We start from the raw sequence: 23,543 nt of genomic DNA on the forward strand, positions 1-23,543 counted from the left end.
GATGAGCCGCAGCTACTTCCATCTCCATCTCGTCTCGGATTCCACCGGCGAGACCCTGATCAATGTCGGGCGCGCCGCGGCCGTGCAGTACGAGGGCATCTCGGCCATCGAGCACGTCTATCCGCTGGTGCGCTCCGGGCCGCAGCTCGAACGGGTGATCTCCGAGATCAAGGCGGCGCCGGGCCTCGTGCTCTACACGCTGGTCGGCCACGAGCTGACCGAGCGGCTGGAGGAGGCCTGCCGCGAGACCGGCTCGCCGACGCTCAACGTGCTCCAGCCGGTCCACGCGCTGCTGCGCTCCTATCTCGGCGCGACCTCGACCGAGCGGCCCGGCGCCCAGCACATGCTCAACGCCGAGTATTTCAAGCGCATCGACGCGATGAACTTCACCCTCGCCCACGACGACGGCAACCTGCCCGCCGACCTCGACGAGGCGGACGTGGTGCTGGTCGGCGTCAGCCGCACCTCGAAGACGCCGACCTCGATCTATCTGGCCAATCGCGGCCTCAAGACCGCCAACCTGCCGCTGGTGCCGTCGATGCCGCTGCCGCCGAGCTTCGACCGGGTGCGCAAGGCGCTGATCGTCGGCCTGATCGCCAGCCCCGAGCGCATCGTCCAGATCCGCCAGAACCGCCTGCTCAGCCTCAAGGCGGACGACAACTCGTCCTACGTCGATCGCGAGGCGGTGGCCGACGAGATCACCGCCTCGCGCCGGCTCTGCGCCAAGTACCGCTGGCCGACGATCGACGTGACCCGCCGCTCCATCGAGGAGACGGCCGCCGCGATCCTCGACCTCTACCGCGAGCACCGCCTGAAGTTCATCGCGACCTGATGGCGGAGACGGAGGAGACGGATTTCGCAGCGGGCGAGCTGCGCGACGCCGTCCTGAACGGACGCGGCCGGTGCACCGATCTCAGCCTGTCCCATCGCGCGCGGGTGCCCCCGCCCGACCTGACGCTCGGCGCGGTCCACGCGGAGCTGATGCGGGTCTATTTCGATCAGCCCGTCGTGCTCGGCACGAGCCTGTACGAACTGCCCGACGCGGAGGTCCTGGCCGAGGGCGTGGTCGTCCTCGACGGCGCGCTCCAGTATTGCAGCCAGCTCAACCTCTTCCCGGTCGACAGCGAGCCCCGCTTCCGGGCGCTCTCCGCGCGCCGCCCCGGCCTGCGGCGGGAGAGCGTGGCGGAGCCGGTCGTGCTGCTCACGGGGCCCGGCCATCACATGTACGGGCACTGGCTCGTCGATTTCCTGCCCAAGCTGTTCCTGCTCGACCGGGCCGGACACGACATCGCCCGGTTGCGCTACCTCCTGCCCGCCGACACGCCGGACTTCGCCCGCACGTGGCTCGCGCTCCTCGGCATCGGGCCCGACCGCATCCTCCCCTACGACAGGGAGCGGGATCGCCTCGCCTGCGCCCGGCTCCTCGTGCCGACGGGTTTGCGCTTCAACGGCCGCGCCGCGCCGCTGATGCGCGAGGCCGCCCGCTTCCTGCTCGACCGCCTCGCGCCCCGTCCGCGCTGGCGCCTCGGCCGTCGGCGGGTGGATCGGCCCGTGTCCCGCCGCCTGCTGATCGCCCGCTCGGACAATGCCGTCACGCACAACCGCCGCACGCTCGTGGAGCGGGCGGACCTGGAGGCGCGGGCGAGCGCCCGCGGCTTCGAGGTGGTCCGGCCCGAGCGCCTGAGCGTGGCGGACCAGGTCGCCCTGTTCCGCTCCGCCGAAACCATCCTCGGCGAGTACGGCTCGGGCCTGCACGCTTCGCTCCTCGCGAACCCCGGCGCGAGCGTCGTGGCGTTGCGCGACAACGGGCTCGATGCCGGCTTCCTGCAGACGTCCCTCGACCACGCGCTGGGCCATGCCAGCGGCTACGTCTTCGGCACGGCCCGCGATGCCGAGGGGTTCTTCTCGGTGCGCCCGCAGGATATCGATCTCGCCCTCGACTGGCTCGATCTGCGCGGGCCGCGCTGAAGGACCACCCGCTTGACGGCCTCTTCTCCCTGGCGCCCCGCGGACCCTCTGATCCTCGCCTCGGGCAGCCGCACCCGGCGCGATCTCCTGACGGGCGCGGGCCTGCCGGTCACGGCTCTGCCGGCGGCCATCGACGAGCGGGCGGTGGAGGCGCAAGCCGGGGGCCTTCCGCCCGCGGCGCTGGCGCTCCACCTCGCCCGCGCCAAGGCCCGGGAGGTCGCGGCGCGCCATCCCGGCCGGGTCGTGGTCGGGGCCGATCAGGTGCTCGAAGTCGACGGCAGCGTCCTGCACAAGCCCGCCGACTTGGCAGCGGCGGCCGGCCATCTCGCCCGGCTCCAGGGCCGGACCCACGCATTGCATTCCGCGGTCGCGCTGGTGCGGGAGGAGCAGGAGGACGGCTTCGTCGAGACCGCGCGGCTGACGATGCGGCCCCTCGATGCGGCGGGCATCGCCGCCTATCTGGCCTGCGCCGGCGAGGCCGTCACGACCTCGGTCGGCGCCTACCAGCTGGAGGGTCTCGGCATCCACCTGTTCGATCGGATCGAGGGCGCGCACGAGACCATCCTCGGCCTGCCGCTGCTGCCGCTGCTGGCGCGGCTGCGGGATCTGGACCTGATGGCCTTCTGACGAATGGGACGCGGCATGCACGGCCATTCGCACGGCCATTCGCACGGCAACGCGCAGGATCGCTGTCACGACCACGACGGTCACGACGGCCACAGCCATGGGGCCGGCCACGCGCATGCCCACGTCCCGAAGGATTTCGGGCGGGCCTTCGCCCTCGGCATCGCGCTCAATGTCGGCTTCGTGGTGGTCGAGGCGGCCTACGGGTTCCTGTCGAACTCCATGGCGCTGGTGGCGGATGCCGGCCACAACCTCTCCGACGTGCTCGGGCTCGCCGCCGCGTGGCTCGCCTCGGTGCTGGTGAAGCGCGCGCCCACCGCCCGCTTCACCTATGGGCTACGCGGCTCCTCGATTCTCGCCGCCCTGTTCAACGCGGTGACGCTGCTGGTCGCGACCGGCGCCATCATCGCCGAGGCGATCCAGCGGTTCCTGGAGCCGGCACCGGTGGCGGGCACGACCGTGATGGCGGTGGCCGGCATCGGCATCCTCATCAACGGCGTCACCGCGTGGCTGTTCACGTCGGGGGAGAAGCACGACATCAACATCCGTGGCGTCTACCTGCACATGGCCGCCGACGCCGCGGTCTCGCTGGGCGTGGTGCTGGCGGGCCTCGCCATCCTGGCGACCGGCTACGATTGGATCGACCCGGCGGTGAGCCTCGCCATCGCCGTGCTCATCGTCGTCTCGACCTGGGGCCTCCTGACCGAGAGCCTGCGCATGGCGCTCGCCGCCGTGCCGCCGCGGATCGACCCGCTCGCGGTGCGGGCCTGCCTCGCCGAACGCCCCGGCGTGGTGAGCCTGCACGACCTCCACATCTGGCCGATGAGCACCACCGAGGTGGCGCTGACCGCCCATCTCGTCGTGGCGGACGCGCCCGCGGACGCCTTCCTGAGGGAGACGGCCGAGGCCCTGCGCGAGCGCTTCGGCATCCACCACGCCACCCTCCAGATCGAACTCCAGGGCCGCACCGCCTGCACCCTGGCCGAGGACTGCACCGCATGACCCGCAAGGCCTTCGTGGTCGGGCATCCGATCGCCCATTCCCGCTCCCCGCTGATCCACGGCCACTGGCTCGCCGAGCACGGCCTCGACGGCACCTACGAGCGCCTCGACGTCGCGCCGGACGCCTTCGAGGCGTTTTTTCGCGGATTGCCGGGCTCGGGCTTCGCCGGCGGCAACGTCACGATCCCGCACAAGGAGGCGGCCTATCGCCTGGCCGATTCCCTGACCGAGCGGGCGAGAGCGATCGGGGCGGTGAACACGCTCGTCGTCACGGACGGCCGAATCGTCGGCGACAACACCGATGGGATCGGCTTCATCGCCCATCTCGACCGGAGCCTCGGCGAGGATTGGCCCGAGCGCACCGGCCGGCAGGCCCTGGTGCTCGGCGCGGGCGGGGCGGCGCGCGCCGTCGTCGCCGGGCTGATCGGACGGGGGCTGACGGTTCGAATCGCCAACCGCAGCCCGCAGCGGGCCCAGGCGCTCGCCGCCCTCGATCCGACGCGCGCGAGCGTCCTGCCCTGGGAGGCCCTGCCCGAGGCGCTTCCCGAGACCGGGCTTCTGGTCAACACCACCTCCCTCGGCATGGCCGGGCATCCGGCGCTGGCCCTCGACCTCGCGCCCCTGCCGGCGCGGGCCGCGGTCTGCGACATCGTCTACGTCCCGCTGGAGACGCCGCTGCTCGCCGCCGCCCGTGCGCGGGGCCTCGCGGCGGTCGACGGGCTCGGCATGCTGCTGCATCAGGCGGTGCCGGGCTTTTCCGCGTGGTTCGGCGTCCGTCCCGAAGTCACCCCCGCCTTGCGCCAAAGAATCGTCGCGGATCTGACGGCGAAATGAGCGCCCCCGGGAAAAAACCCTTCGTGCTCGGCCTCACCGGCTCGATCGGCATGGGCAAGTCGGCCACCGCCGGGATGTTCTCCGCCCGCGGCGTGCCGGTCCACGATTCGGACGCGGCGGTCCACGCCCTCTACGGGCCGGGCGGTGCGGCGGCGCAGGCCATCGGCGCAGCCTTCCCCGGCACGCTGACGCCGGAGGGCGGCGTCGACCGCCCGGCCCTGCGCGAGGCCGTGCTGGGCGAGCCCGAACAGCTGCGGCGGCTGGAGGGGATCGTGCATCCCCTGGTCGGCGCCGAGGCCCGCGCCTTCCTGGATCGCCACGCGCACGCCCCCCTCGTCGTCCTCGACATCCCGCTCCTGTTCGAGACGGGGGGCGAGGCCCGCTGCGACGCGGTCCTCGTCGTCACCGCCCCGCCCGAGGTGCAGCGCGCCCGCGTGCTCGCCCGCCCCGGCATGACGGGAGCCGCCCTCGACGCGATCCTCGCCAAGCAGATGCCCGACGCCGAGAAGCGGGCCCGCGCCGATCACGTGATCGACACGAGCCGGGGGTTGGCGGCGGCGGAGGCCGAGGTGGAGCGGCTGATCGAGCGGCTGACCGCGTCCGGCCCGGGATCCGAGCGATGAGCGCGGACGCTCCGACCGACCCCACGCTCCGGGCCCTGCGCCGCGGCGACCTCGCCGGTGCCCGCACCGTGCGCCTGACCGGACCTCTCGACGCCCTGCCCGACGAGGTGTTCGGCCTCGCCGACACCCTGGAACAGCTCGATCTCAGCGGCTGCGGGCTCGCCGAACTGCCAAACGATTTCGGGCGGCTGCGGCGGCTGCGGGTGCTGTTCTGCTCGGGCAACCGCTTCGAGCGGCTTCCCGCCGTCCTCGGCGATTGCCCGGAACTGGCTCAGGTCGGCTTCCGCGGCACCGGTCTCCGGGAGGTGCCGGGCGAGGCGCTGCCGCGGCAGTTGCGCTGGCTCACCTTGACGGACAACCGGATCGCGCATCTGCCCGACGCGCTGGGCCAGCGCCCGACGCTGCAGAAGCTGATGCTGGCGGGCAATGCGCTGACCGCTTTGCCCGCCTCGCTCCAAGGCGCGCAAAACCTCGAACTGGTGCGGCTTTCCGCCAACGCCTTCGCGGCGCTGCCCGCCTGGCTCGCCGATCTGCCGCGGCTCGCCTGGATCGCCTGGGCCGGCAATCCCTTCGAGGGCGGGACGGCGCCGGCCCGCGCGCCGGACGTGCCGTGGAGCCGGCTGGAGCCGGGCGCGCTCCTGGGGGAGGGCGCCTCCGGCCGGATTTTTTCGGCCTCCTGGCGACCGGGGGAGGGGGAGCCGCCCCAAACCGTGGCCCTCAAGCTGTTCAAGGGCGTCATGACCAGCGACGGCCTGCCCGAGCGCGAGATGGCGGCCTGCCTCGCGGTCGGCCGCCATCCGAATCTCACGGGGGCGCTCGGGCAAATCGTCGATCATCCGGAGGGGGCACAGGGCCTGCTCATGCCGCTGCTGCCGGCGACGTGGCGGGTGCTCGCCGGCCCGCCGAGCCTCGAGAGCTGCAGCCGCGACGTCTACGATCCGGCGCTTCGCCTGCCGCCTGCCGCGGCCCTGCGGATCGCGCGTTCGGTCGCCGTGGGCACCGCTCATCTCCACGCCCGCGGGTTGCTGCACGGCGACCTCTACGCCCACAACACCCTGTGGGACGGGACCTTGGGCGCGGCGGTGCTGAGCGATTTCGGCGCCGCCTCCCTGCTGCCGCCCGGCTCCGAGAGCGAGGCATGGCAGCGGATCGAGACCCGCGCCTTCGGCCTGCTGCTCGGGGAATTGCTCGACCGGTGCGTCAGCGAGCCCGAGGACATCGCCCGGCTGCGGGACCTGGAGCATGCCTGCATCCAGGCCGATACCGGGGGCCGGCCGCTCATGGCCGAGGTGGCGCAGGCTCTATCCGGGCTCGCGGGTGGGGCCCGCTCGGACGAGTAACCATTCCGGGTTAGAACCGCTCGATCCGCTTCCCTTCGGCCGAGTGCGAAAAAAATGCTGCGCGAGATCGTCCTCGACACCGAGACCACCGGCACCGACGCCAGGGGCGGGGACCGGCTCATCGAGATCGGCTGCGTCGAGCTGATCAATCACGTCCAGACCGGCCAGACCTTCCACCGGCTCGTCAACCCGCAGCGGGCGGTGTCCGAGGGGGCCTTCGCGGTCCACGGCATCTCGGACGCGATGCTCGCCGACAAGCCGGTCTTCGCCGACATCGTCGACGCCTTCGTCAAATTCTGCGGCGATGCCCGGCTGGTGATCCACAACGCGCCGTTCGATGTCGGCTTCCTCAACATGGAGTACGGCCGGCTCGGCCCCGCCGCCCCGCCGCAGATCGTGCTGGAGGACGTGGTCGACACCCTGCTGCTGGCGCGGCGCAGGCATCCGGGCGCGGCCAACAACCTCGACGCCCTGTGCAACCGCTACGGCATCGACACGACACGCCGGGTCAAGCACGGGGCGCTGCTCGACGCGCAGATCCTGGCGGAAGTCTATGTCGAGCTGCTCGGCGGCAAGCAGACGAGCCTCGGCCTCAGCGTCGCCGAGCCGGCCGAGACCGCCGCCGTCCTCGCGGCGGTCGATTCGGGTCCCGTCGGGCCACGGCCGATGCGCAGCCGCCTGACGGACGCCGAGCGCGAGCGCCATGCCGCCTTCGTCGCCGGCTTGGGAACCAATGCGGTCTGGCGGGAATACATGAGCGATCCCGAGACGGCGTGACCGTCACGGTTCCGTGTATCGCCCACGCAATGCTGCGATGCAATAAATCTCATCTTGCGGTGCAGCATGAACGACCCCATACCATCCCTGTGGATGGCGCCGGGATGGGCGGGATGATGGAAGCGCTTCAGGACGTGCGGGTAACGGCGGCTCCGATCCGGATCGCGACGCGGGAAGGGATCCGAATCGCCGACAGCGAGAAGATCACGGTCAATCTCGGCTACGTCGATCTCGGGCATGTCGACCTGCTGGTGTCCGAGGGCGCCTACGCCAACCGCAGCGACTTCATCCGCACGGCGGTGCGCAACCAGATCGAGCGCCACGCCGACATCACGCGCCAGTCGGTCGCCCGCAAGGCGGTCGAGATGGGCCTGCGCCATTTCGGCCGGGCCGAGCTGGAAGCCGCCAAGGCTGCCGGCACCCTCCTCGACATCCGCGTGCTCGGCCTCGCGGTGATCGCCGCCGACGTCTCCCCCGATCTGGCGCGGTCGACCATCGCCTCCGTCGAAGTGCTCGGCAGCCTCCAGGCGAGCCCGGCCGTGAAGCGGGCGCTCGCCGACCGCCTGCGCTGATCCCCTCCTTCCCCCTCAACCCCTCGTGACCCCCGGCGCGTGCGCGCGCCCGTCGCCGACCCGGAAAGCGAGACTTCAATGACCGATCATCCCTCCACCCTGATGTCCGACATGGCCGAGGCGACCCGGCTGACCCGCGCCGGGCGGCTCACGGAGGCCACCGCGCTGCTCCAGCGCAGCCTCGGCGGGGCGGGCCGGTCGACGCCGGGCGGCGCGCCTCGGACCGAGGACGCGGCTCGGCTCGAAGGGCCCGCCGGCGCCTCCCATGCGCCCTCTCACGAGGCCGTGATCCCCGAGCGGCTGCGCGACGGCATCGACCAGATGATGCGCAGCCTGCGCACGCTCGCCCCCTCGCTCAAGGGACTGGTCGGCGGCGACGCGCACGAGCCGCAGAACCGGCCGGCGCCCGGCGGCACGCATCCCGAGGACGGATCCTTCGTCGAGCGCAGCTTCTCCAACGCCGCGGGCGCGCGGGACTACAAGCTGTTCGTGCCGAGCCCGCGACCGGGCCCGCGCCCGCTCGTGATCATGCTGCACGGCTGCACCCAGTCGCCGGACGACTTCGCCGCGGGAACCCGCATGAACGAGCTGGCCGAGGAGGAAGGCATCTTCGTCGCCTATCCGCGCCAGTCGGGCCGCGCCAACGCGCAGAAATGCTGGAACTGGTTCGAGCCCGCCGACCAGGGCCGCGAGATGGGCGAGACCGGCATCATCGCCGGGCTCGCCCGCGCCATCGCCACCGAGCATTCGATCGACCGCAGCCGCATCTACATCGCCGGGCTCTCGGCGGGCGGCGCGGCGGCGGCCAACATCGCCCGCGCCTACCCGGACCTGTTCGCCGCGGTCGGCGTGCATTCGGGCCTGGCCGCCGGCTGCGCCCGCGACCTGCCCTCCGCGCTCTCGGCCATGCGGGTCGGCGCGCCGGGCTCCGAGGCGCCCGGCGGCGCGTCCGGCTTCGGCGCCGGCTCGGTGACGCAGTCCCTGCGGGTGCCCACCATCGTCTTCCACGGCGAGGGCGACGGCACGGTCAGCCCGCGCAACGCCGAGGCGGTGCTGGCTCAGGCCGGCGTCGCCGGGCTGAAGCCCCAGGCCGAGCGGGGCAGCAGCGCCGGCCATTCCTACCTGCGCACCCGCTACGCCGACGAGGCCGGCCGGGTGCAGGTCGAGGCGTGGTCGATCCAGGGAGCGGGCCATGCCTGGGCCGGCGGCAGCTCCACCGGCAGCTTCACCGATCCGGGCGGACCGGACGCGTCGCGGGCGATGCTCGACTTCTTCCTGAGCCACAGCCTACCGAGCCGACGCGACTGATTTTCTCTCACGGCCGCGTCATGAGCGCGGCCGTGAGGCCGTCGGGGAAGAGCGCCACGCCCTCATCCAGGGCATCGGGCCGGAACCAGCGCGCCGTGCAGGGCGTGCCGTTGTCCTCGCAAAAGTGGATCGGGTCGCGCCCGTAGAGCGCCGCGTCGTGGAGGCCGACATCGGCCGCGAAAACGATCTCGTGGCCGATGTCGGCCTCGTGCCGAAAAATGTTCTCGAAGACCGACCAGGGGCCGGCGATCGCCACGCCGCAGCCGAACTCCTCCCGGAACTCCCGGATCAGGGCCTCTTCGCGGGTCTCACCGAAGGCGATGCTGCCGCCCGGCGGACGCACGCCCTTGAGGCGGCCGGCATCGTCGCGCACCTCGACGGCCAGCAGGCGGTCGTCCCGCCACGCCAGTCCGATCACCTTGGCGCGGATGTGCTGGGGCAGGCGCCATCGCGTCATTCGCGCCACTCCCTCGCAGCCTCGGCGAGCGCCGCCTGCCACGCCGCCCAATCCGCCGGTGCGAGCGTGACGGTCTGGGGCAGCACCAGGGCGGCGGCGAGATCGCCGGCGACAAGGCTCAGGCCGCGATACTGCGCGAAATTGGCGAAGCCGGCCCAGAGCCCGGTCGGGTGCGGCTCGACGCTGCCCACCGCCAGCAATTCCAGCGGGACGGTGAGGCCGCAGCGCAGGGTCTTCGACAGCGCCTCCTTCAGGCACCATAGCCGCATCAGCCGTTCGGGTTCCGGCCCGTCGAGGCAGGCGGCGAGGCGTCGCTCGGCTTCGGGGCTCTGGCTCAGGAGCAGCGGGACCGCGTCCGCGCGCACCCGTTCGAGATCGATCCCCATCGGGCAGCCCTCGGGAAAGACCACCGCCACCGCCACCGGCCCGGCATGGGACAGGCTGACGCCGAGATTGCGCACGCCTGCGCCCGACAGCACCGGCTGCTCCAGCACGCCGGGCCGGATCGCGAGCGCCCGCGGATCGATCGCCGGATGGAGCATGGCGAGCGCCCGCTTGGCCGCGTAGCGCCCGACCAGCAGCCCATGGCGGCGGCGCGCGTGCAGCCGGTCGGTGACGAGCGCCGCCTCGTCCGGATGCAGGAATTTTTCGGAGTTCGCGTCGAGCCAGTCGAGGGGGGCGGCGGCCAGCGCGAGGCTCGCATACAGGGGCTCGCCCCGGCCGGTGAGGGTGAGCGGCAGGGTGTGGACGAAGGGGGCCGAGGGCTCGGCGGATGGTCCGGTCATGAGGGCTGCTGGGTCATGTCCGGAAGACGCGCTCGGTCGGTGCGATGCTCGTCCCCTCCCCCTTGTGGGGAGGGGTTCGGGGTGGGGATGGTGCAGGAGGGACAGCTCCGGTGCCGTCTGCACCACCCCCACCTCCTCCCTCCTCCCTCCTCCCCACAAGGGGGAGGAGAGCGCCCTTCACGGGATGATCCGCTCATCGAAAGAACCCGCCTCACACCTCCCGGTCATACCGGAAGGCATGGGCCACCCGCGGCATGCCGATCTTTTCGTAATACGCCTCGACGCCCGGCGCGGCGGTGAGCAGCACGCTCGTCTCGGGCCCTGCGGCCCGGCGGGTCTCCTCGATCAGGCGGCGGCCGATGCCGAGGCCCTGGACGTCGCGGGCCACCGCGAGGTCCGAGAGGTAGGCGCAGAACGAAAAGTCGGTGAGCGTGCGGGCGACGCCGACGAGTCGCCCGTCGCGGCGGGCGGTGACGATCAGGTCGGAGCCCGCCAGCATCCGCCCGAGGCGCTCGAGGAAGTCGGCCGGGCGGCGCGGGGCGAGGCCGGAGGCGACGAGCACCTCCTGGAATTCCTCCGCGCCGAGATCGGGCTCCAGCGCGTAGACGAGGGCCTCGCCCACCATCCCGGCCTCAGGCCTCGCCGGCTTCGGCGAAGCGGCCGTGGCAATGCTTGTACTTCTTGCCCGAGCCGCAGGGGCAGGGCTCGTTGCGGCCGACCTTGCCCCAGGTCGAGGCGTCGGCGGGATCGCGCTCCAGCACCGCGGAATCCGCCGAGAGCTCGCGCGCGGCGTAGCCGTAGGCCGGCCCCGCCCCGCCGTCGCTGCCCGTGCCGTCGAAGGCCATCTCGTTGCGGCCGGTGACGGGGTCGCGGTGCTCCTCGAATAGCGGCGGCAGCTGCCCCCCACCGAAGCCCGCCTGCTCGAACGACGCGCCGGGCTGTCCTTCCGGCTCCTGATACAGGATCTCGACGCGGGCGAGCTGCGCCGTCACCTGCTCGCGCAAAGCCGTGACGAGGCCGTTGAACAGCTCGAACGCCTCCGACTTGTACTCGTTGAGCGGGTCGCGCTGGGCGAAGCCGCGCCAGCCGATCACCTGACGCAGGTGGTCGAGGGTCACGAGGTGCTCGCGCCAGAGGTGGTCGAGGGTCTGCAGCACCACCTGCTTCTCGATGTAGCTCATCACGTCGGGCGTGTTCTTCTCGACGCGCTCCTCGTAGGCCGCGTCGGAGGCCTTCTTCAGGCGCTCGCGGATCTCCTCGTCGGCGATGCCCTCCTCCTTCGCCCATTCCTCCACCGGCAGGTCGAGGTTGAGCAACTCGACGGTGCGCTCCTTCAGCCCCGCCACGTCCCACTGCTCGGCATAGGCGTTCTCGGGGATGTGGGTCGCGACCACGTCGTCGATCACGCCGTGGCGCATCTCGTCGACGGTCTCGCGCACGCTGTCCTGGCCCATCAGGTCGCGGCGCTGCTCGAACACGACCTTGCGCTGGTCGTTCATGACGTTGTCGTACTTGAGCACGTTCTTGCGCATGTCGAAGTTGCGCGCCTCGACCTTCTGCTGCGCCTTCTCGATCGCCTTGTTGATCCAGGGATGGATGATCGCCTCGCCCTGCTCCAGGCCGAGGCGGGTGAGCATCCCGTCCATCCGGTCGGACCCGAAGATGCGCATCAGGTCGTCCTTGAGGGACAGGTAGAACTTCGAGCGGCCGGGATCGCCCTGGCGGCCGGAGCGGCCGCGCAGCTGGTTGTCGATGCGGCGCGATTCGTGGCGCTCGGTGCCGATGATGTAGAGCCCGCCCGGCAGCGCCTTCTTGCGGCCCGCCTCCGGATCGGCCGGCTCGCCGGACGCCAGCACCTTGGCCCGGTTCTCCTCGATCTCGGCTTTGAGCGCCGCGATCGCCGCCTCGCGCTCCGGCCCCTCACCGAGCCCGCCGAGTTCTTTCTCGATGCGCATCTCGAGGTTGCCGCCGAGCTTGATGTCGGTGCCGCGGCCGGCCATGTTGGTCGCGATGGTGATCGCGCCCGGCACGCCGGCTTCCGCGACGATGTAGGCCTCCTGCTCGTGGAAGCGGGCGTTCAGCACCGCGAAGCGGCGCGTCACCCGGCCCTCGCGGGCGGCGGCGTAGACATCGGTGAGCGCGTTCGGGTCCGAATAGTCGAGCGCTTTGTAGCCCGCCTTGCGCAGCAGGTCGGCCAGCACCTCGGACTTCTCGATCGAGCCGGTGCCGACGAGGACCGGCTGAAGCCGCTGGTGGGCCTTGTCGATCTCCTTGATGATCGCGTCGAACTTCTCCTCGACGGTGCGGTAGACCTCGTCGTCCTCGTCGACGCGCTCGATCTCCTTGTTGGTCGGAATCTCGACCACGTCGAGCTTGTAGATCTCGGCGAACTCGTCGGCTTCCGTCGATGCCGTGCCGGTCATGCCGGCGAGCTTCTTGTAGAGGCGGAAATAATTCTGGAAGGTGATCGAGGCGAGCGTCTGGTTCTCGGGCTGGATCGTCACCCGCTCCTTGGCCTCCAGGGCCTGGTGCAGGCCTTCCGAGTAGCGCCGGCCCTGCATCATGCGGCCGGTGAACTCGTCGATGATCACCACCTCGTCGTTCTTGACGATGTAGTCCTTGTCCAGCGTGAACAGGGTGTGGGCGCGCAGAGCCTGGTTCACGTGGTGGACGAGCGTCACGTTGTGGGCGTCGTAGAGATCGCCCTCCTTGAGGAGGCCGGCATCGCGTAAGGCGCCCTCGATGAACTCGTTGCCGGCTTCCGTCAGCGAGACCTGACGCTGCTTCTCGTCGAGGTCGTAATGCTCCGGCAGCAGCTGCGGCAAGATCGCGTCGACGGCGACGTAGAGTTCCGAGCGGTCGTCGACCGGGCCGGAGATGATGAGCGGGGTGCGCGCCTCGTCGATCAGGATCGAATCGACCTCGTCGACGATGGCGTAGTGGTGCCCGCGCTGCGCCATCTGCGACAGCTCGTACTTCATGTTGTCGCGCAGGTAATCGAACCCGAACTCGTTGTTGGTGCCGTAGGTGATGTCGCAGGCATACGCGTCCTTGCGCTGCGTATCGTCGAGCCCGTGGACGATGGTGCCGACCGACATGCCGAGGAAGCGGTAGACCCGGCCCATCCACTCGGCGTCGCGCGAGGCGAGGTAGTCGTTGACGGTGACGACGTGGACGCCCTTGCCCTCCAGGGCGTTGAGATAGACCGGCAGCGTCGCGACCAGCGTCTTGCCCTCGCCGGTCTTCATCTCCGAGATGCCGGACTCGTGCAGCACCATGCCGCCGATCATCTGCACGTCGAAGTGGCGCTGGCCGAGCACGCGCTTGGCCGCCTCGCGGACCGTGGCGAAGGCGGGGACCAGCAGGTCGTCGAGGCACTTGCCGGCGGCGAGCTGATCGCGGAACGCTTGCGTGCGGGCGCGCAGCTCATCGTCGGAGAGGGCGGCAAGCTCGGGCTCCAGGGCGTTGATCGCGGCGACGCGCGGGCGAAACCCCTTCACGCGACGGTCGTTGGACGAGCCGAAAATCTTCTTGAGGGCACCGAGCATCGTGAACCTGCGGTCCTGGAAAAAGTCGTGCGGCGGCATTCGGCTTCGGAACGCCGCCGGCCTCGCGTTGGGCGGGGCTTATAGAGGTAATTAGGGCGCCCCGCATCCGGAAGTGACGGGGCGAAGCTGAAGACTCGTCGAGGACCCGCGAAGTGGTTCGTCCGGAGTCACGAGACCGCGTGCGGGTGTCCTGTCACGCTTGCCTTTGATCCGAAGAGATTCCACCTCTGGCCCGCCGCGGCAGCCGCCGCGCCCTGAAAGACCAGCGCCCTCCGCGAAGACCGGCCCCGAAAAAAAACGCCGGCCCGCGGTGGCCTCGCCCGAGGACGAGCCTCTTCCGATGACGATCCCGACCTTTCTCCGGCGCGCCAGCGCCGCCGCCCTGATCCTGGCGCTGCCGTCGCTGGCGCTCGCGCAAGGCGCGGCACCTGGAGCGGCACCCGGATCGTCACCGGCAGCGGCTCCGGCGCCCGGCCCCGACACGGTGGTCGCCAAGGTGAACGGCCAGCCGGTCACCGGCGCCGACCTCGCGCTCGCCGCCGAGGACCCGGCCCTGTCGCTGCCCGGCGTGGACGAGGCGGCCAAGCAGAACTTGCTCGTGGACTACATGGTCGACCTCAAGGTCGGCGCCCAGGCGGCCGAGGCCGCCAAGGTCGGCGACAGCCCGGAGTTCAAGCGCAAGCTGGCGTACTTCCGCGACAAGCTGCTGCTCGACGACTATCTCGAGCGCGAGACCAAGAAGTCGGTCACGCCGGAGGCCGCCAAGGCGCTCTACGACCAGACGGTCAAGTCGATGAAGCCCGAGGAGGAGGTGCGCGCCCGCCACATCCTCGTCGAGAGCGAGGACGAGGCCAAGAAGATCGCCGCCCGCGTGAAGGGCGGCGAGGACTTCGCCAAGATCGCCGCGGAGGTCTCGAAGGACCCCGGCTCCAAGACGGAAGGCGGCGATCTCGGCTTCTTCACCAAGGAGCGGATGGTGAAGCCCTTCGCCGAGGCCGCGTTCAAGCTCGCTCCCGGTCAAGTCTCGGATCCGGTCAAGACCCAGTTCGGCTGGCACGTGCTGCGGGTCGAGGAGAAGCGGACCAAACCGGTGCCGAGCTTCGACGAAATGAAGGAGCAGATCGACCAGTACCTGACCCGCAAGGCGCAGCAGGACACGATCATCAAGCTGCGCGAAGCCGCCAAGGTCGAGCGCACCGACGCCGCCCCCGCCGCGACCCCGCCGGCCGGCGAGACGAAGAAGCCGTAAGGGATCGGGCATTCGGGCCGCGATGGGAGCCGCCGCGGGGCGGCGTCCTTTCTTTTTCGCGCGGCGCTTCCTCCGCCTCGCATTGACGGCGTGGAGCGGAAACCGAGGCGGTCAGCCGGCAACGGATGAGCTTGCTGCCATGTCGGCAGAGCCGCGTGGGTTCGGAAAGACTTTGGTCGCCGTCACCTTACGGCGTCGCCCGACCCTCAAATGATATATTTAATCCCGCCGGATGGCCCTTGAGCCATGCGCTGGAGGAATATCGGCTTTTCGGCATCTGGCATACCAAATTCCAGTGTGCAGTGCGATATGAAGCTCAACGCAACGCACCAAACACGGACCCGCCCCGATGATCGCTCTCCTCGTTCTCGCCGCCGCCATCGCCAACGTTTCGCTCGTCGTTTTCCTGGCCCAGCGCTTCGGCGGTGAGGGTTCGCACGTCTCCGCCGGCGAACTGACCAGCCTGCAGGCGACCGGCACCGCGAACACCGCTCCGGCCGCGACCTATGCCCCGGCCAACGAGAACGTCACGGTCCCGGCCGGCACCCGCCTCGCGGCGTAATACTTCCAAAAAATCCGGTCGGCCGATCAGCCCCGCCCCTGTGGCGGGGCTTTTCGCATGTGCGAAGAGGAACGATATTTCAGACGAGCCGCCAGTCGATCGGCGCTCGCCCGTTCTTTTCGAGCCATGCGTTTGCGTGCATGAACGGGCGCGATCCGGGGAAGTCGCGGGCGCGATTGAGCGGGGAGGGGTGGCCCGAGGCGATGATGCCGTGGCGGCTCTGGTCGATCAGCGCCTCGCGGGCGCGGGCCTGGGCGCCCCAGAGCAGGAACACGGAAGGAGCCTCCCGCGCGGAGACCGCCGCGACCGCCTCGTCGGTGAGCCGCGACCAGCCGAGCCGCAGATGCGCCCCCGCCTTGCCGGCCTCGACCGTCAGGGCGGCGTTGAGCAGCAGCACGCCGCGCTCGGCCCAGGGGGACAGATCGCCGGTCGAGAGGTCGGGCTTTTCGCCTTCAGGGGCGAGTTCGGCCAGGATCACCTTGAGCGAGGCCGGCAGCCGGCGCCCGCCGACATAGGAGAAGGCGAGCCCGTTGGCGTCGCCCGGCGTCGGGTAGGGGTCCTGGCCCAGGATCACCGCCTTCACCGCCGGCAAAGGCGTCAGCGTCAGCGCCCGGAAGATCGCCGACGGGTCGGGCAGAACCTGCGCGCCGGCCGCCACGCGGGCGTCGATCTTCTTCGCGACCGCGTCGGCCGCACCCTCCCGGAAGAAGGGAAGGGCGAGCCAGGGGGAGCCGCTGTCGCGGAAGGCCGCCAGCGCGGCCGCGACGGGGCCGGGTCCGGCCGAGGGCTTGGCGAAGAGGTCGGCAAAGGGGTCTGTCTTGGTCACGGCAACACCTTGAGGCGCGGGCCCGTCACCATCGGCAGCGGCGCGTGGGTGCGGATGTAGGTCATCACCTCGTTGGCCAGGAGCTTTCCATCGGTCGCGCCGATCAGGGTGCGGCCCTTCGCCAGCATCCCGTAATCGTTGCCGCCGCGCAGCATGAAGTCGTTGGCGGCGACCCGGTAGGTCCTGCCTGCGTCGAGCGGTTCGTCACCCACCTCCACCGCGACGACGCGCCGGCCGGGCGGTGCCTTGGGATCGAGGGTGACGGTCAGCCCCGAGACGTGCAGGAAGCGGCCCGACGAGCGGCCGAAATCGCGATACCCGTTCTCCAGGGCTTCGCGGAGCGTCGCCCCGTCGATCGCCACCAGCACCACGGTGTTGCCGAAGGGCAGTTCACTGAGGATGTCGCGCCGGGTGATCGCGGCGCCCGCCGGATAGAGCCGGTCGCCGCGGATGCCGCCGCCGTTCATCAGGCCGATCTCGGCGCCGGTCCCGGCCCGCACCGCGTCGGCGACGAGGCTGCCGAAGCTCGATTCCCGCGTCCGGACGCTGGCGATGCGGCTGTCGAGGGGCGCCAGCGTCGTGCCGAGTACGACGTCGAGTTCCCGCGACAGGTCGCCTTCGAGATGCGCGACCAAAGCCGCGGTCTCGGGGTCCGGCGTCACCTGCGCGGTGTCGTGGACGCGGAAGGCCGCGCGCCAGCGCAACGGTCCATCCCCGGCGGACGTGACGAACACGTCGACCGCGGTGACGTAATGGGCGTCGTGGCTCGACTCGACCAGCACCGCCTGCCCGTCGTCGCGCACCACGAGGTCGTGGTCGTGGCCGGACAGCAGGATGTCGACGATGCGGGCGCGCACGATCGCGTCGTCGGTGACCCGCGCGGTGTGGCATACCCCGACGATCATCTGCGCGCCGGCTGCCCGCAGCGTCTGCGCTTCCGCCGCCAGCGTCTCGATCTCGGGGCCGAAGCGGAGATCGCCCGATTGCGATTTCTCGGGGGTCGCCTGAAGCGCGATGCCCACGATCCCGAGCCGCACGCCGCCGAGTTCGATCAGCGCCGAATCCTTCACCCCCGGCAGGGGCCGGCCGTCGGCGTCGCGGAGATTGGCGGCGAAGAACGGGAAGCGCGCCTCCGCCCGCCGCTCGGCGAAGATTGTGGGGCCGAAATCGAATTCGTGATTGCCCGGCACGAAGATGTCGGGCGGCGCGAGGTTGTGGAGCGCCACGATATGGGCGCCCCGGTCGAAACCCGACATCAGCGAGGGCGAGAAGCAATCGCCCGCATGCGCGTAGAGCAGCGGCACGCCGCGAGCCCGCTCCGCCTTCACCACGGCGTTGAGCCGGGCGAAGCCGCCACGGCCCTCGGCCTCGTCCATGGCGTAGATGTCGTTGACCAGCAGCAGCGTGAAGGTCGGCGTGGCGGCGAACGCCTGTCCGGTGCCGGCGGCGAGCAGGCCCGCGCCGAGCCCCGCGACGGTGGCGCGGCGGGTCGGATGGCGCATCATCGGCGCCTCAGCGCCGGACGAGCCCGTCCCGCACCGCCTTGGCGTTGCGCCGCAGCGCCGGCCAGATCCAGGCGCCGGAGGCGAGGAACAGTCCCGCCGACATCGGCTTGAGATCGACGGCGAGGCGCTGGGCCAAGCCGGGATTGACCAGCGGCACCGGCGGCGCGTCGGTCTTGCGGTAGACCACCGTGGTGTCCTCGCGCCAGTACTCGGTGTGCGGCACGAGCCCGGCGCGGCGGGCCAAGAGATCGAAGGTCTCGCGGACGTAGCCGTGGACATGGGCGAAGTGGAAGCGCTCGTGCGGCGGCTTGCCGGTGGCGGCCATGTTGGGCACCGCCGCGTAGAGCACGCCGTCGGGCTTCAGCCAGCGGGCGAGACGCTCCATCGTCTCGGCCGGGCTGCGCAGGTGCTCCAGCACGTGATGCGTCGAGATCACGTCGAAATGTCCGGCCGAAAAAGTCTCGGGATTCTCGGCCTCGTCCAGCACGGTGACGCCGTGATGGTCGCGGGCGTAGGTCGCGTAGTCGCGCCCCGGCTCGACGCCGATGACCTCGCAGCCGCGCTTCTTCGCCTCGGCCAGGAACTCGCCCGAGCCCGATCCGAAATCGAGCAGCCGCGCGCCGGGCTTGAGCTTGGGCGCCAGCAGGTCGGCGCGAAAAATCGCCTCGCGGGCCGAGCGGTTGAGGTGATGCCGCGGCGGGCCGCCGGCGAAGGCGAGCTGGTAATCGGCCCGGTAGGCGGTGGCGTAGTACTCGGCCAGCTCGTCCGGCGTCGGCATCGGATCGGTGCGGATCAGGCCGCACTGGGTGCAGGCGATCGAGCGCAGGGTCTTCAGCCGCCGGTCGGTCTCGGCGACGGTCACGGCCTCCCGCGCGCCGCACAGATTGCACGCGCTCGGCGCCCCCTTGTACGGGTAGCCGGTGAAGGGCACGAAGTGCTGCAGGAAGTAGCGGGGGGACGGCATGTCGCGCTGGCCTCCGGAGCGATTTCGGGCGAAGGGTTCGCCACACTCTCCGTCTCAATTCGCCTCAAGACACCGGAACCGGGATTCTTGGTCTTGGATGGCCGCCTGCTCTAGATCGAACGGCGGGACCGCACAACCGGATCGCTCGGGCCGCCCGGACGGCCCGATGTCGAGGAAGGCGGGACGCCCGTGACCGGAAGCCCGATGAACGAACGCGTCGAACCTCAGACCCTCTTGCGCGAACCTGTTCGCGAGCCTCTGCGCGTCGCGCCCGCCGCCCTGCCGCCCGACCATCCGGCGGTGCGGACCGGTCGCGTCGGCGTGCTCCTGATGAATCTCGGCACCCCCGAGGGCACGAGCTACTGGCCGATGCGCCGCTATCTCAAGGAGTTCCTCTCCGACCGCCGGGTGATCGAGGTGCCGCGCCTGATCTGGTGGCCGCTCCTGAACCTCGTCATCCTGACGAAGCGACCCGGTCCGAAGGGGCGCGACTACGACAGCATCTGGAACAAGGAACTCGACGAGGGCCCGCTCAAGACCATCACCCGCGGCCAGTGCGAGAAGCTGCAGGCCGCGATGGGCGACACCGTGCTGGTCGATTGGGCGATGCGCTACGGCAAGCCGGAGGTGTCGGTGCGCATCCAGGCGCTGCTGGATGAAGGCTGCGACCGCATCCTCCTGGTGCCGCTCTATCCGCAATACGCGGCGGCGACCTCGGCCACCGCCTGCGACCAGGCGTTCAAGGCCTTGATGCAGATGCGCTGGCAGCCGACCGTGCGGGTCTCGCCGCCCTATCACGACGACCCCGTCTATATCGAGGCGATGGCCCAATCGATCCGCGAGGGGTTGGCGAAACTCGACTTCGAGCCGGAGGTGATCCTCACCTCGTTCCACGGCGTGCCCAAGAGCTACCTGCTCAAGGGCGATCCCTACCATTGCCAGTGCCTCAAGACCGGCCGGCTGATCCGCGAGGCGATGGGCTTTTCGCCCGAGCGGATGCGGGTGACCTTCCAGTCGCGCTTCGGCAACGAGGAATGGCTCAAGCCCTACACCGACGAGACCGTGCAGGCGCTGGCGAAATCCGGCGTGAAGCGCATGGCGATCGTGGCGCCCGGCTTCACCGCCGACTGCCTGGAGACGCTGGAGGAACTCGACGGCGAGAACCGCCACTATTTCGAGGAGAACGGCGGCGAGCACTACGCCTTCATCCCCTGCCTCAACGATTCCGACCTCGGCATGCGCGTGATCGAGCACGTGGTGCGGCGGGAATTGCAGGGCTGGGTGTGAGATGACGCCGCGCTCCGGCCGCCCTTGCGGAACCCGGGGCGGCGTGCATAGCTATCTCTCACGCGGAACACGGTTCTGAGGTGAGAACGGCCTCCTCACGCGCCCACGCATTCACGGCGTTGGCAAAGTAGCACGAGCCGCCGAGCGGTTCGGGTGAAGAGATCCGGAGTTGGGCATCCCGGCAGGTGTTCGTGGACTGCGTTCGCATCGGGGGTTCCGGCAAGCCGGGACCCCCGGCGTGTTTCAGCGCCGCCGCACGGCGACGCGCAGGAAGCCGCGCTCCCGCCGCGGCTGAATCTTCTTGTCGCTGATCGGGTAGAAGCTGCACACGTTGTAGCGCCCTGCCGCGTCCCGCTCGATCGTCACGGCGACGAGCATGAAGGCGCCGATGGCCGGCACGCGGCCGATCAGTTCGATCCGGCCGGGGTTTCGGAAGTCGTCTCCGATGTAGAGCGGTTCGGCGACGACGGCCGCGACATGCGGCAGGCAGATCGGGTAATCGTTCGGATGCGAGGAAAGGGCGTGCTTCTGCGCCCCCCGGCTCAGGATGACGAGGCCGGGTTCGAGTTCCAATTCGAGCGTCGCGTTGATGACATCGGTCGGAAGCGGCCCGAGTTGCAGATCGACGATCCGGCCCCCGCGGCTCTTGCCCATCCGATCCCGACCGCTCCCGCATGGCCCCGTCGCCGACTGCCGATGCAGACGGCGAAGATCAACCTTCGCGGGCACGGCTGACGCATGCAAGTTCGGGCGGGCGTGTTTCGTCCGCTCGCTCCGCGGATTCACCGGGTCAGGAACGACAGGCTGCGCCGCCCCAGAACCGCCCGCTCCATGCCCTGACTTCGCCTTGCGCCCCCCTGGAACCCATGCTAGGCGACAGCCGCGCCGCGGGGAGACCCTTCTAGGGCCTTCCGTGCCCGGTGCCATTCCAATCCCCACGTGCCTCGAAGCCTCTGCCGTCACGGGCGGATGCGGGCTGAGAGAGCGGCGGGCAAGGACAAGAGAGAGCGACGGGTGGCGCAGAACGGTTCCGAGGGTCCCCTAGTGTCAGGCGTTGCCGGCCGCTACGCTTTGGCCCTGTACGAGCTGGCCCGCGACGAGCGGCAGGTCGACGAGGTCGCCAAGAACCTCGAGGCGTTCGACGCGCTCTATAAGGAAAGCGCGGATCTCCGCCGCCTCGTGAAGAGCCCGGCCTTCTCCGCCGCGGAGCAGACGGCCGCCATCGGCGCCCTGCTCGCCAAGGCCGGCATCGACGGGCTGGCCGCCAACTTCATCAAGCTGTCGGCCGCCAACCGCCGCCTGTTCGCCCTGCCGGACATGATCCGCGCCTACCGCGCGAAGGTGCGCGAGGCCAAGGGCATCGTCCGCGCCGAGGTTCGCGTCGCCGAAAAGCCCTCCGACGCGATCGTCGAGGAGATCAAGGCTTCGCTCCGCGAGGTCGCCAAGTCCGAGATCGAGATCGACCTGCACGTCGATCCCAGCCTGATCGGCGGCATCGTCGTCAAGATGGGCTCGCGCATGGTCGACGCCTCGCTGCGGACCAAGCTCAACAGCATTCGCCTCGCCATGCGGGAAGCCCGCTGAGGCTTGTTAAGCCTCGCGAAGCACCCGATCCGACCAAACAGACACGCATTCGACCTTAAAGAGGCCCGACGATGGACATCCGCGCCGCCGAGATCTCCGCGATCCTGAAAGAGCAGATCAAGAACTTCGGCGAGGAGGCCGAGGTCACGGAAGTCGGGCAGGTGCTCGCGGTCGGCGACGGCATCGCCCGCGTCTACGGCCTCGACAACGTCCAGGCCGGTGAGATGGTCGAGTTCGAGTCGGGCGTGCGCGGCATGGCCCTCAACCTCGAGCAGGACAACGTCGGCGTCGTGATCTTCGGCTCCGACCGCGAGATCAAGGAAGGCCAGACCGTCAAGCGCACCGGCGCCATCGTGGACGTGCCGGTCGGCAAGGGCCTGCTCGGCCGCGTGGTCGACGGCCTCGGCAACCCGATCGACGGCAAGGGCCCGATCCAGACGACCGAGCGTCGCCGCGTCGACGTGAAGGCGCCGGGCATCATCCCGCGCAAGTCGGTGCACGAGCCGATGGCCACCGGCCTCAAGGCGATCGACGCCCTCATCCCGGTCGGCCGCGGCCAGCGCGAGCTGATCATCGGCGACCGCCAGACCGGCAAGACCGCCATCGCGCTGGACACCATCCTCAACCAGAAGCCGGCCCATGCCGGTTCGGACGAGAACGCCAAGCTCTACTGCGTCTACGTCGCCATCGGCCAGAAGCGCTCGACGGTGGCCCAGTTCGTGAAGGTGCTGGAGGACCAGGGCGCGATGGAATATTCCATCGTCATCGCCGCCACGGCGTCCGACGCCGCGCCGATGCAGTTCATCGCGCCGTTCTCCGGCTGCGCCATGGGCGAGTATTTCCGCGACAACGGCATGCATGCCGTGATCGTCTATGACGATCTGTCGAAGCAGGCGGTGGCCTACCGCCAGATGTCGCTGCTGCTGCGCCGCCCGCCGGGCCGCGAGGCCTATCCGGGCGACGTGTTCTACCTCCACTCGCGCCTGCTCGAGCGCGCCGCCAAGATGGGCGACGCCGCCGGCAAGGGCTCGCTCACCGCGCTGCCGGTCATCGAGACCCAGGCCAACGACGTGTCGGCCTACATCCCGACCAACGTGATCTCGATCACCGACGGCCAGATCTTCCTCGAGACCGACCTGTTCTACCAGGGCATCCGCCCGGCGGTGAACGTCGGCCTCTCGGTGTCGCGGGTGGGCTCGTCGGCCCAGACCAAGGCGATGAAGAAGGTTGCCGGCAAGATCAAGGGCGAGCTCGCGCAGTACCGCGAGATGGCCGCCTTCGCGCAGTTCGGCTCCGACCTCGACGCCTCGACCCAGCGCCTGCTCAACCGCGGCTCGCGCCTGACCGAGCTCCTGAAGCAGCCGCAATTCTCGCCGCTGAAGATGGAAGAGCAGGTCGCGGTGATCTACGCCGGCGTCAACGGCTACCTCGACAAGCTGCCGCTCGCCAAGGTCCGCACCTTCGAGGACCAGCTGCTCGGCACGCTCCGCTCGAAGCACCAGGGCCTGCTGGACGCGATCCGCGACTCCAAGGATCTCTCCGACGAGAACGCGAACAAGCTCAAGGGCGTCGTCGAAGGCATCGCCAAGTCGCTCGAGGCCTGAAGCCTCCTCCCTCCCCACCGACCTCGGGCTTGCCCGAGATCGGATCAGCGCTTGCCCAGATCAGGCAGGCCTGATCTGGGTGGGGAGGGGTAGGGGTGGGGGTGGTCCCGGATAAAGCTCCGCGG

At 70.3% G+C, this 23,543-nt stretch carries 23 protein-coding genes; 15 read left to right on the forward strand and 8 right to left on the reverse strand.

Translation table 11 applies throughout. From position 1 onward, the window contains the following. Position 1: 1 nt before the first annotated feature. The 10 genes from HNR00_RS03160 to HNR00_RS03205 all read left to right on the forward strand — a co-directional run bounded on the left by HNR00_RS03160 (position 2) and on the right by HNR00_RS03205 (position 9,047). A complete protein-coding gene (locus HNR00_RS03160) occupies positions 2–832 on the forward strand; it encodes a pyruvate, water dikinase regulatory protein (protein ID WP_183564767.1) in 831 nt (276 codons plus the stop codon). Continuing rightward, positions 832–1,968, forward strand: coding sequence for a glycosyltransferase family 61 protein (locus HNR00_RS03165; RefSeq protein ID WP_183564770.1), 1,137 nt, complete (start codon positions 832–834; stop codon positions 1,966–1,968). The genes HNR00_RS03160 and HNR00_RS03165 overlap by 1 nt, the downstream gene beginning before the upstream one ends. A gap of 12 nt (positions 1,969–1,980) precedes the next feature. Beyond that, positions 1,981–2,595, forward strand: coding sequence for a Maf family protein (locus tag HNR00_RS03170; protein ID WP_183564773.1), 615 nt, complete (start codon positions 1,981–1,983; stop codon positions 2,593–2,595). A gap of 15 nt (positions 2,596–2,610) precedes the next feature. Next, a complete protein-coding gene (locus HNR00_RS03175) occupies positions 2,611–3,594 on the forward strand; it encodes a cation diffusion facilitator family transporter (protein ID WP_183564776.1) in 984 nt (327 codons plus the stop codon). After that, a complete protein-coding gene (locus tag HNR00_RS03180) occupies positions 3,591–4,427 on the forward strand; it encodes a shikimate dehydrogenase (RefSeq protein WP_183564779.1) in 837 nt (278 codons plus the stop codon). Before HNR00_RS03175 ends, HNR00_RS03180 begins: the two co-directional genes overlap by 4 nt. Further along, entirely contained in the window at positions 4,424–5,050 is a 627-nt protein-coding gene (gene coaE, locus HNR00_RS03185) for a dephospho-CoA kinase (protein ID WP_183564782.1), read from the forward strand. Before HNR00_RS03180 ends, coaE begins: the two co-directional genes overlap by 4 nt. Further along, positions 5,047–6,390, forward strand: coding sequence for a leucine-rich repeat-containing protein kinase family protein (locus HNR00_RS03190; protein WP_183564786.1), 1,344 nt, complete (start codon positions 5,047–5,049; stop codon positions 6,388–6,390). The genes coaE and HNR00_RS03190 overlap by 4 nt, the downstream gene beginning before the upstream one ends. A gap of 54 nt (positions 6,391–6,444) precedes the next feature. Beyond that, on the forward strand, positions 6,445–7,167 hold the full coding sequence (gene dnaQ / locus HNR00_RS03195; RefSeq protein ID WP_183564789.1) for a DNA polymerase III subunit epsilon: 723 nt from the start codon (positions 6,445–6,447) through the stop codon (positions 7,165–7,167). A 113-nt stretch (positions 7,168–7,280) separates the two neighbouring features. Next, entirely contained in the window at positions 7,281–7,739 is a 459-nt protein-coding gene (locus HNR00_RS03200; RefSeq protein ID WP_183564792.1) for a ribbon-helix-helix domain-containing protein, read from the forward strand. Between the two features lie 78 nt (positions 7,740–7,817). Continuing rightward, the gene (locus HNR00_RS03205) at positions 7,818–9,047 is read left to right on the forward strand and encodes an extracellular catalytic domain type 1 short-chain-length polyhydroxyalkanoate depolymerase (RefSeq protein ID WP_183564795.1); all 1,230 of its coding nucleotides are present in this window, start codon (positions 7,818–7,820) and stop codon (positions 9,045–9,047) included. Between the two features lie 7 nt (positions 9,048–9,054). Here the strand turns inward: HNR00_RS03205 and HNR00_RS03210 are convergent, their stop codons facing one another. The 4 genes from HNR00_RS03210 to secA form a co-directional block, all read right to left on the reverse strand. Continuing rightward, a complete protein-coding gene (locus HNR00_RS03210) occupies positions 9,055–9,504 on the reverse strand; it encodes an NUDIX hydrolase (RefSeq protein ID WP_183564798.1) in 450 nt (149 codons plus the stop codon). Next, the gene (locus HNR00_RS03215; protein WP_246390232.1) at positions 9,501–10,289 is read right to left on the reverse strand and encodes a 4'-phosphopantetheinyl transferase family protein; all 789 of its coding nucleotides are present in this window, start codon (positions 10,287–10,289) and stop codon (positions 9,501–9,503) included. Before HNR00_RS03215 ends, HNR00_RS03210 begins: the two co-directional genes overlap by 4 nt. A gap of 211 nt (positions 10,290–10,500) precedes the next feature. Beyond that, positions 10,501–10,914 carry a GNAT family N-acetyltransferase gene (locus HNR00_RS03220; protein WP_183564801.1) on the reverse strand — a complete coding sequence of 138 codons (414 nt, stop codon included), beginning with the start codon at positions 10,912–10,914 and terminating at the stop codon, positions 10,501–10,503. 7 nt (positions 10,915–10,921) lie between these two features. Continuing rightward, positions 10,922–13,837 carry a preprotein translocase subunit SecA gene (secA, locus tag HNR00_RS03225; RefSeq protein ID WP_183564804.1) on the reverse strand — a complete coding sequence of 972 codons (2,916 nt, stop codon included), beginning with the start codon at positions 13,835–13,837 and terminating at the stop codon, positions 10,922–10,924. A 340-nt stretch (positions 13,838–14,177) separates the two neighbouring features. On the opposite strand from secA, the gene HNR00_RS03230 reads away from it, so the two are divergent. Both HNR00_RS03230 and HNR00_RS03235 read left to right on the forward strand, forming a co-directional pair. Further along, the gene (locus HNR00_RS03230; protein ID WP_183564807.1) at positions 14,178–15,086 is read left to right on the forward strand and encodes a peptidylprolyl isomerase; all 909 of its coding nucleotides are present in this window, start codon (positions 14,178–14,180) and stop codon (positions 15,084–15,086) included. Positions 15,087–15,435: 349 nt separating this feature from the next. Beyond that, positions 15,436–15,648, forward strand: coding sequence for a hypothetical protein (locus HNR00_RS03235; protein ID WP_183564810.1), 213 nt, complete (start codon positions 15,436–15,438; stop codon positions 15,646–15,648). Positions 15,649–15,727: 79 nt separating this feature from the next. On the opposite strand, the gene HNR00_RS03240 is transcribed toward HNR00_RS03235, so the two are convergent. From HNR00_RS03240 to HNR00_RS03250, 3 genes are read right to left on the reverse strand one after another with little or no spacing between them, the layout of a single operon-like run. Further along, positions 15,728–16,474 carry a uracil-DNA glycosylase gene (locus tag HNR00_RS03240; RefSeq protein ID WP_183564813.1) on the reverse strand — a complete coding sequence of 249 codons (747 nt, stop codon included), beginning with the start codon at positions 16,472–16,474 and terminating at the stop codon, positions 15,728–15,730. Next, positions 16,471–17,976, reverse strand: a complete 1,506-nt coding sequence (locus HNR00_RS03245; protein ID WP_183565458.1) for a bifunctional metallophosphatase/5'-nucleotidase — start codon at positions 17,974–17,976, stop codon at positions 16,471–16,473. Before HNR00_RS03245 ends, HNR00_RS03240 begins: the two co-directional genes overlap by 4 nt. Before the next feature lie 10 nt (positions 17,977–17,986). Beyond that, a complete protein-coding gene (locus HNR00_RS03250; protein ID WP_183564816.1) occupies positions 17,987–18,943 on the reverse strand; it encodes a class I SAM-dependent methyltransferase in 957 nt (318 codons plus the stop codon). Between the two features lie 204 nt (positions 18,944–19,147). Between HNR00_RS03250 and hemH the strand changes: the two genes are divergently transcribed. Continuing rightward, on the forward strand, positions 19,148–20,230 hold the full coding sequence (gene hemH / locus HNR00_RS03255) for a ferrochelatase (RefSeq protein ID WP_183564818.1): 1,083 nt from the start codon (positions 19,148–19,150) through the stop codon (positions 20,228–20,230). Positions 20,231–20,473: 243 nt separating this feature from the next. Here hemH and HNR00_RS03260 read toward each other — a convergent pair whose 3' ends face one another. Continuing rightward, on the reverse strand, positions 20,474–20,884 hold the full coding sequence (locus HNR00_RS03260) for a PBECR3 domain-containing polyvalent protein (protein WP_183564821.1): 411 nt from the start codon (positions 20,882–20,884) through the stop codon (positions 20,474–20,476). 360 nt (positions 20,885–21,244) lie between these two features. Between HNR00_RS03260 and HNR00_RS03265 the strand changes: the two genes are divergently transcribed. Next, complete coding sequence (locus HNR00_RS03265; protein WP_183564824.1) at positions 21,245–21,814, forward strand: F0F1 ATP synthase subunit delta; 570 nt, start codon at positions 21,245–21,247, stop codon at positions 21,812–21,814. Between the two features lie 71 nt (positions 21,815–21,885). Beyond that, positions 21,886–23,418 (forward strand): F0F1 ATP synthase subunit alpha, encoded by a 1,533-nt coding sequence (gene atpA, locus HNR00_RS03270; protein WP_183564827.1) that lies wholly within the window; start codon positions 21,886–21,888, stop codon positions 23,416–23,418. The last annotated feature ends 125 nt before the right edge of the window (positions 23,419–23,543 follow it).

Origin of the sequence: Methylorubrum rhodinum (assembly GCF_014199935.1) — a bacterium.
GTDB classification, from domain to species: domain Bacteria; phylum Pseudomonadota; class Alphaproteobacteria; order Rhizobiales; family Beijerinckiaceae; genus Methylobacterium; species Methylobacterium rhodinum.

What these genes read in the sequence shown, in the direction of transcription:
- HNR00_RS03160 (WP_183564767.1), top strand. Translation starts at nt 2, where the DNA reads ATGAGCCGCAGCTACTTCCATCTCCATCTCGTCTCGGATTCCACCGGC.
- HNR00_RS03230 (WP_183564807.1), top strand. Translation starts at nt 14,178, where the DNA reads ATGACGATCCCGACCTTTCTCCGGCGCGCCAGCGCCGCCGCCCTGATC.
- HNR00_RS03175 (WP_183564776.1), top strand. Translation starts at nt 2,611, where the DNA reads ATGCACGGCCATTCGCACGGCCATTCGCACGGCAACGCGCAGGATCGC.
- HNR00_RS03260 (WP_183564821.1), bottom strand. Translation starts at nt 20,884, where the DNA reads ATGGGCAAGAGCCGCGGGGGCCGGATCGTCGATCTGCAACTCGGGCCG.
- HNR00_RS03165 (WP_183564770.1), top strand. Translation starts at nt 832, where the DNA reads ATGGCGGAGACGGAGGAGACGGATTTCGCAGCGGGCGAGCTGCGCGAC.
- HNR00_RS03235 (WP_183564810.1), top strand. Translation starts at nt 15,436, where the DNA reads ATGATCGCTCTCCTCGTTCTCGCCGCCGCCATCGCCAACGTTTCGCTC.
- HNR00_RS03205 (WP_183564795.1), top strand. Translation starts at nt 7,818, where the DNA reads ATGACCGATCATCCCTCCACCCTGATGTCCGACATGGCCGAGGCGACC.
- HNR00_RS03220 (WP_183564801.1), bottom strand. Translation starts at nt 10,914, where the DNA reads ATGGTGGGCGAGGCCCTCGTCTACGCGCTGGAGCCCGATCTCGGCGCG.
- secA (WP_183564804.1), bottom strand. Translation starts at nt 13,837, where the DNA reads ATGCTCGGTGCCCTCAAGAAGATTTTCGGCTCGTCCAACGACCGTCGC.
- HNR00_RS03215 (WP_246390232.1), bottom strand. Translation starts at nt 10,289, where the DNA reads ATGACCGGACCATCCGCCGAGCCCTCGGCCCCCTTCGTCCACACCCTG.
- dnaQ (WP_183564789.1), top strand. Translation starts at nt 6,445, where the DNA reads ATGCTGCGCGAGATCGTCCTCGACACCGAGACCACCGGCACCGACGCC.
- HNR00_RS03210 (WP_183564798.1), bottom strand. Translation starts at nt 9,504, where the DNA reads ATGACGCGATGGCGCCTGCCCCAGCACATCCGCGCCAAGGTGATCGGA.
- HNR00_RS03180 (WP_183564779.1), top strand. Translation starts at nt 3,591, where the DNA reads ATGACCCGCAAGGCCTTCGTGGTCGGGCATCCGATCGCCCATTCCCGC.
- HNR00_RS03190 (WP_183564786.1), top strand. Translation starts at nt 5,047, where the DNA reads ATGAGCGCGGACGCTCCGACCGACCCCACGCTCCGGGCCCTGCGCCGC.
- hemH (WP_183564818.1), top strand. Translation starts at nt 19,148, where the DNA reads ATGAACGAACGCGTCGAACCTCAGACCCTCTTGCGCGAACCTGTTCGC.
- atpA (WP_183564827.1), top strand. Translation starts at nt 21,886, where the DNA reads ATGGACATCCGCGCCGCCGAGATCTCCGCGATCCTGAAAGAGCAGATC.
- HNR00_RS03245 (WP_183565458.1), bottom strand. Translation starts at nt 17,976, where the DNA reads ATGCGCCATCCGACCCGCCGCGCCACCGTCGCGGGGCTCGGCGCGGGC.
- HNR00_RS03250 (WP_183564816.1), bottom strand. Translation starts at nt 18,943, where the DNA reads ATGCCGTCCCCCCGCTACTTCCTGCAGCACTTCGTGCCCTTCACCGGC.
- HNR00_RS03200 (WP_183564792.1), top strand. Translation starts at nt 7,281, where the DNA reads ATGATGGAAGCGCTTCAGGACGTGCGGGTAACGGCGGCTCCGATCCGG.
- coaE (WP_183564782.1), top strand. Translation starts at nt 4,424, where the DNA reads ATGAGCGCCCCCGGGAAAAAACCCTTCGTGCTCGGCCTCACCGGCTCG.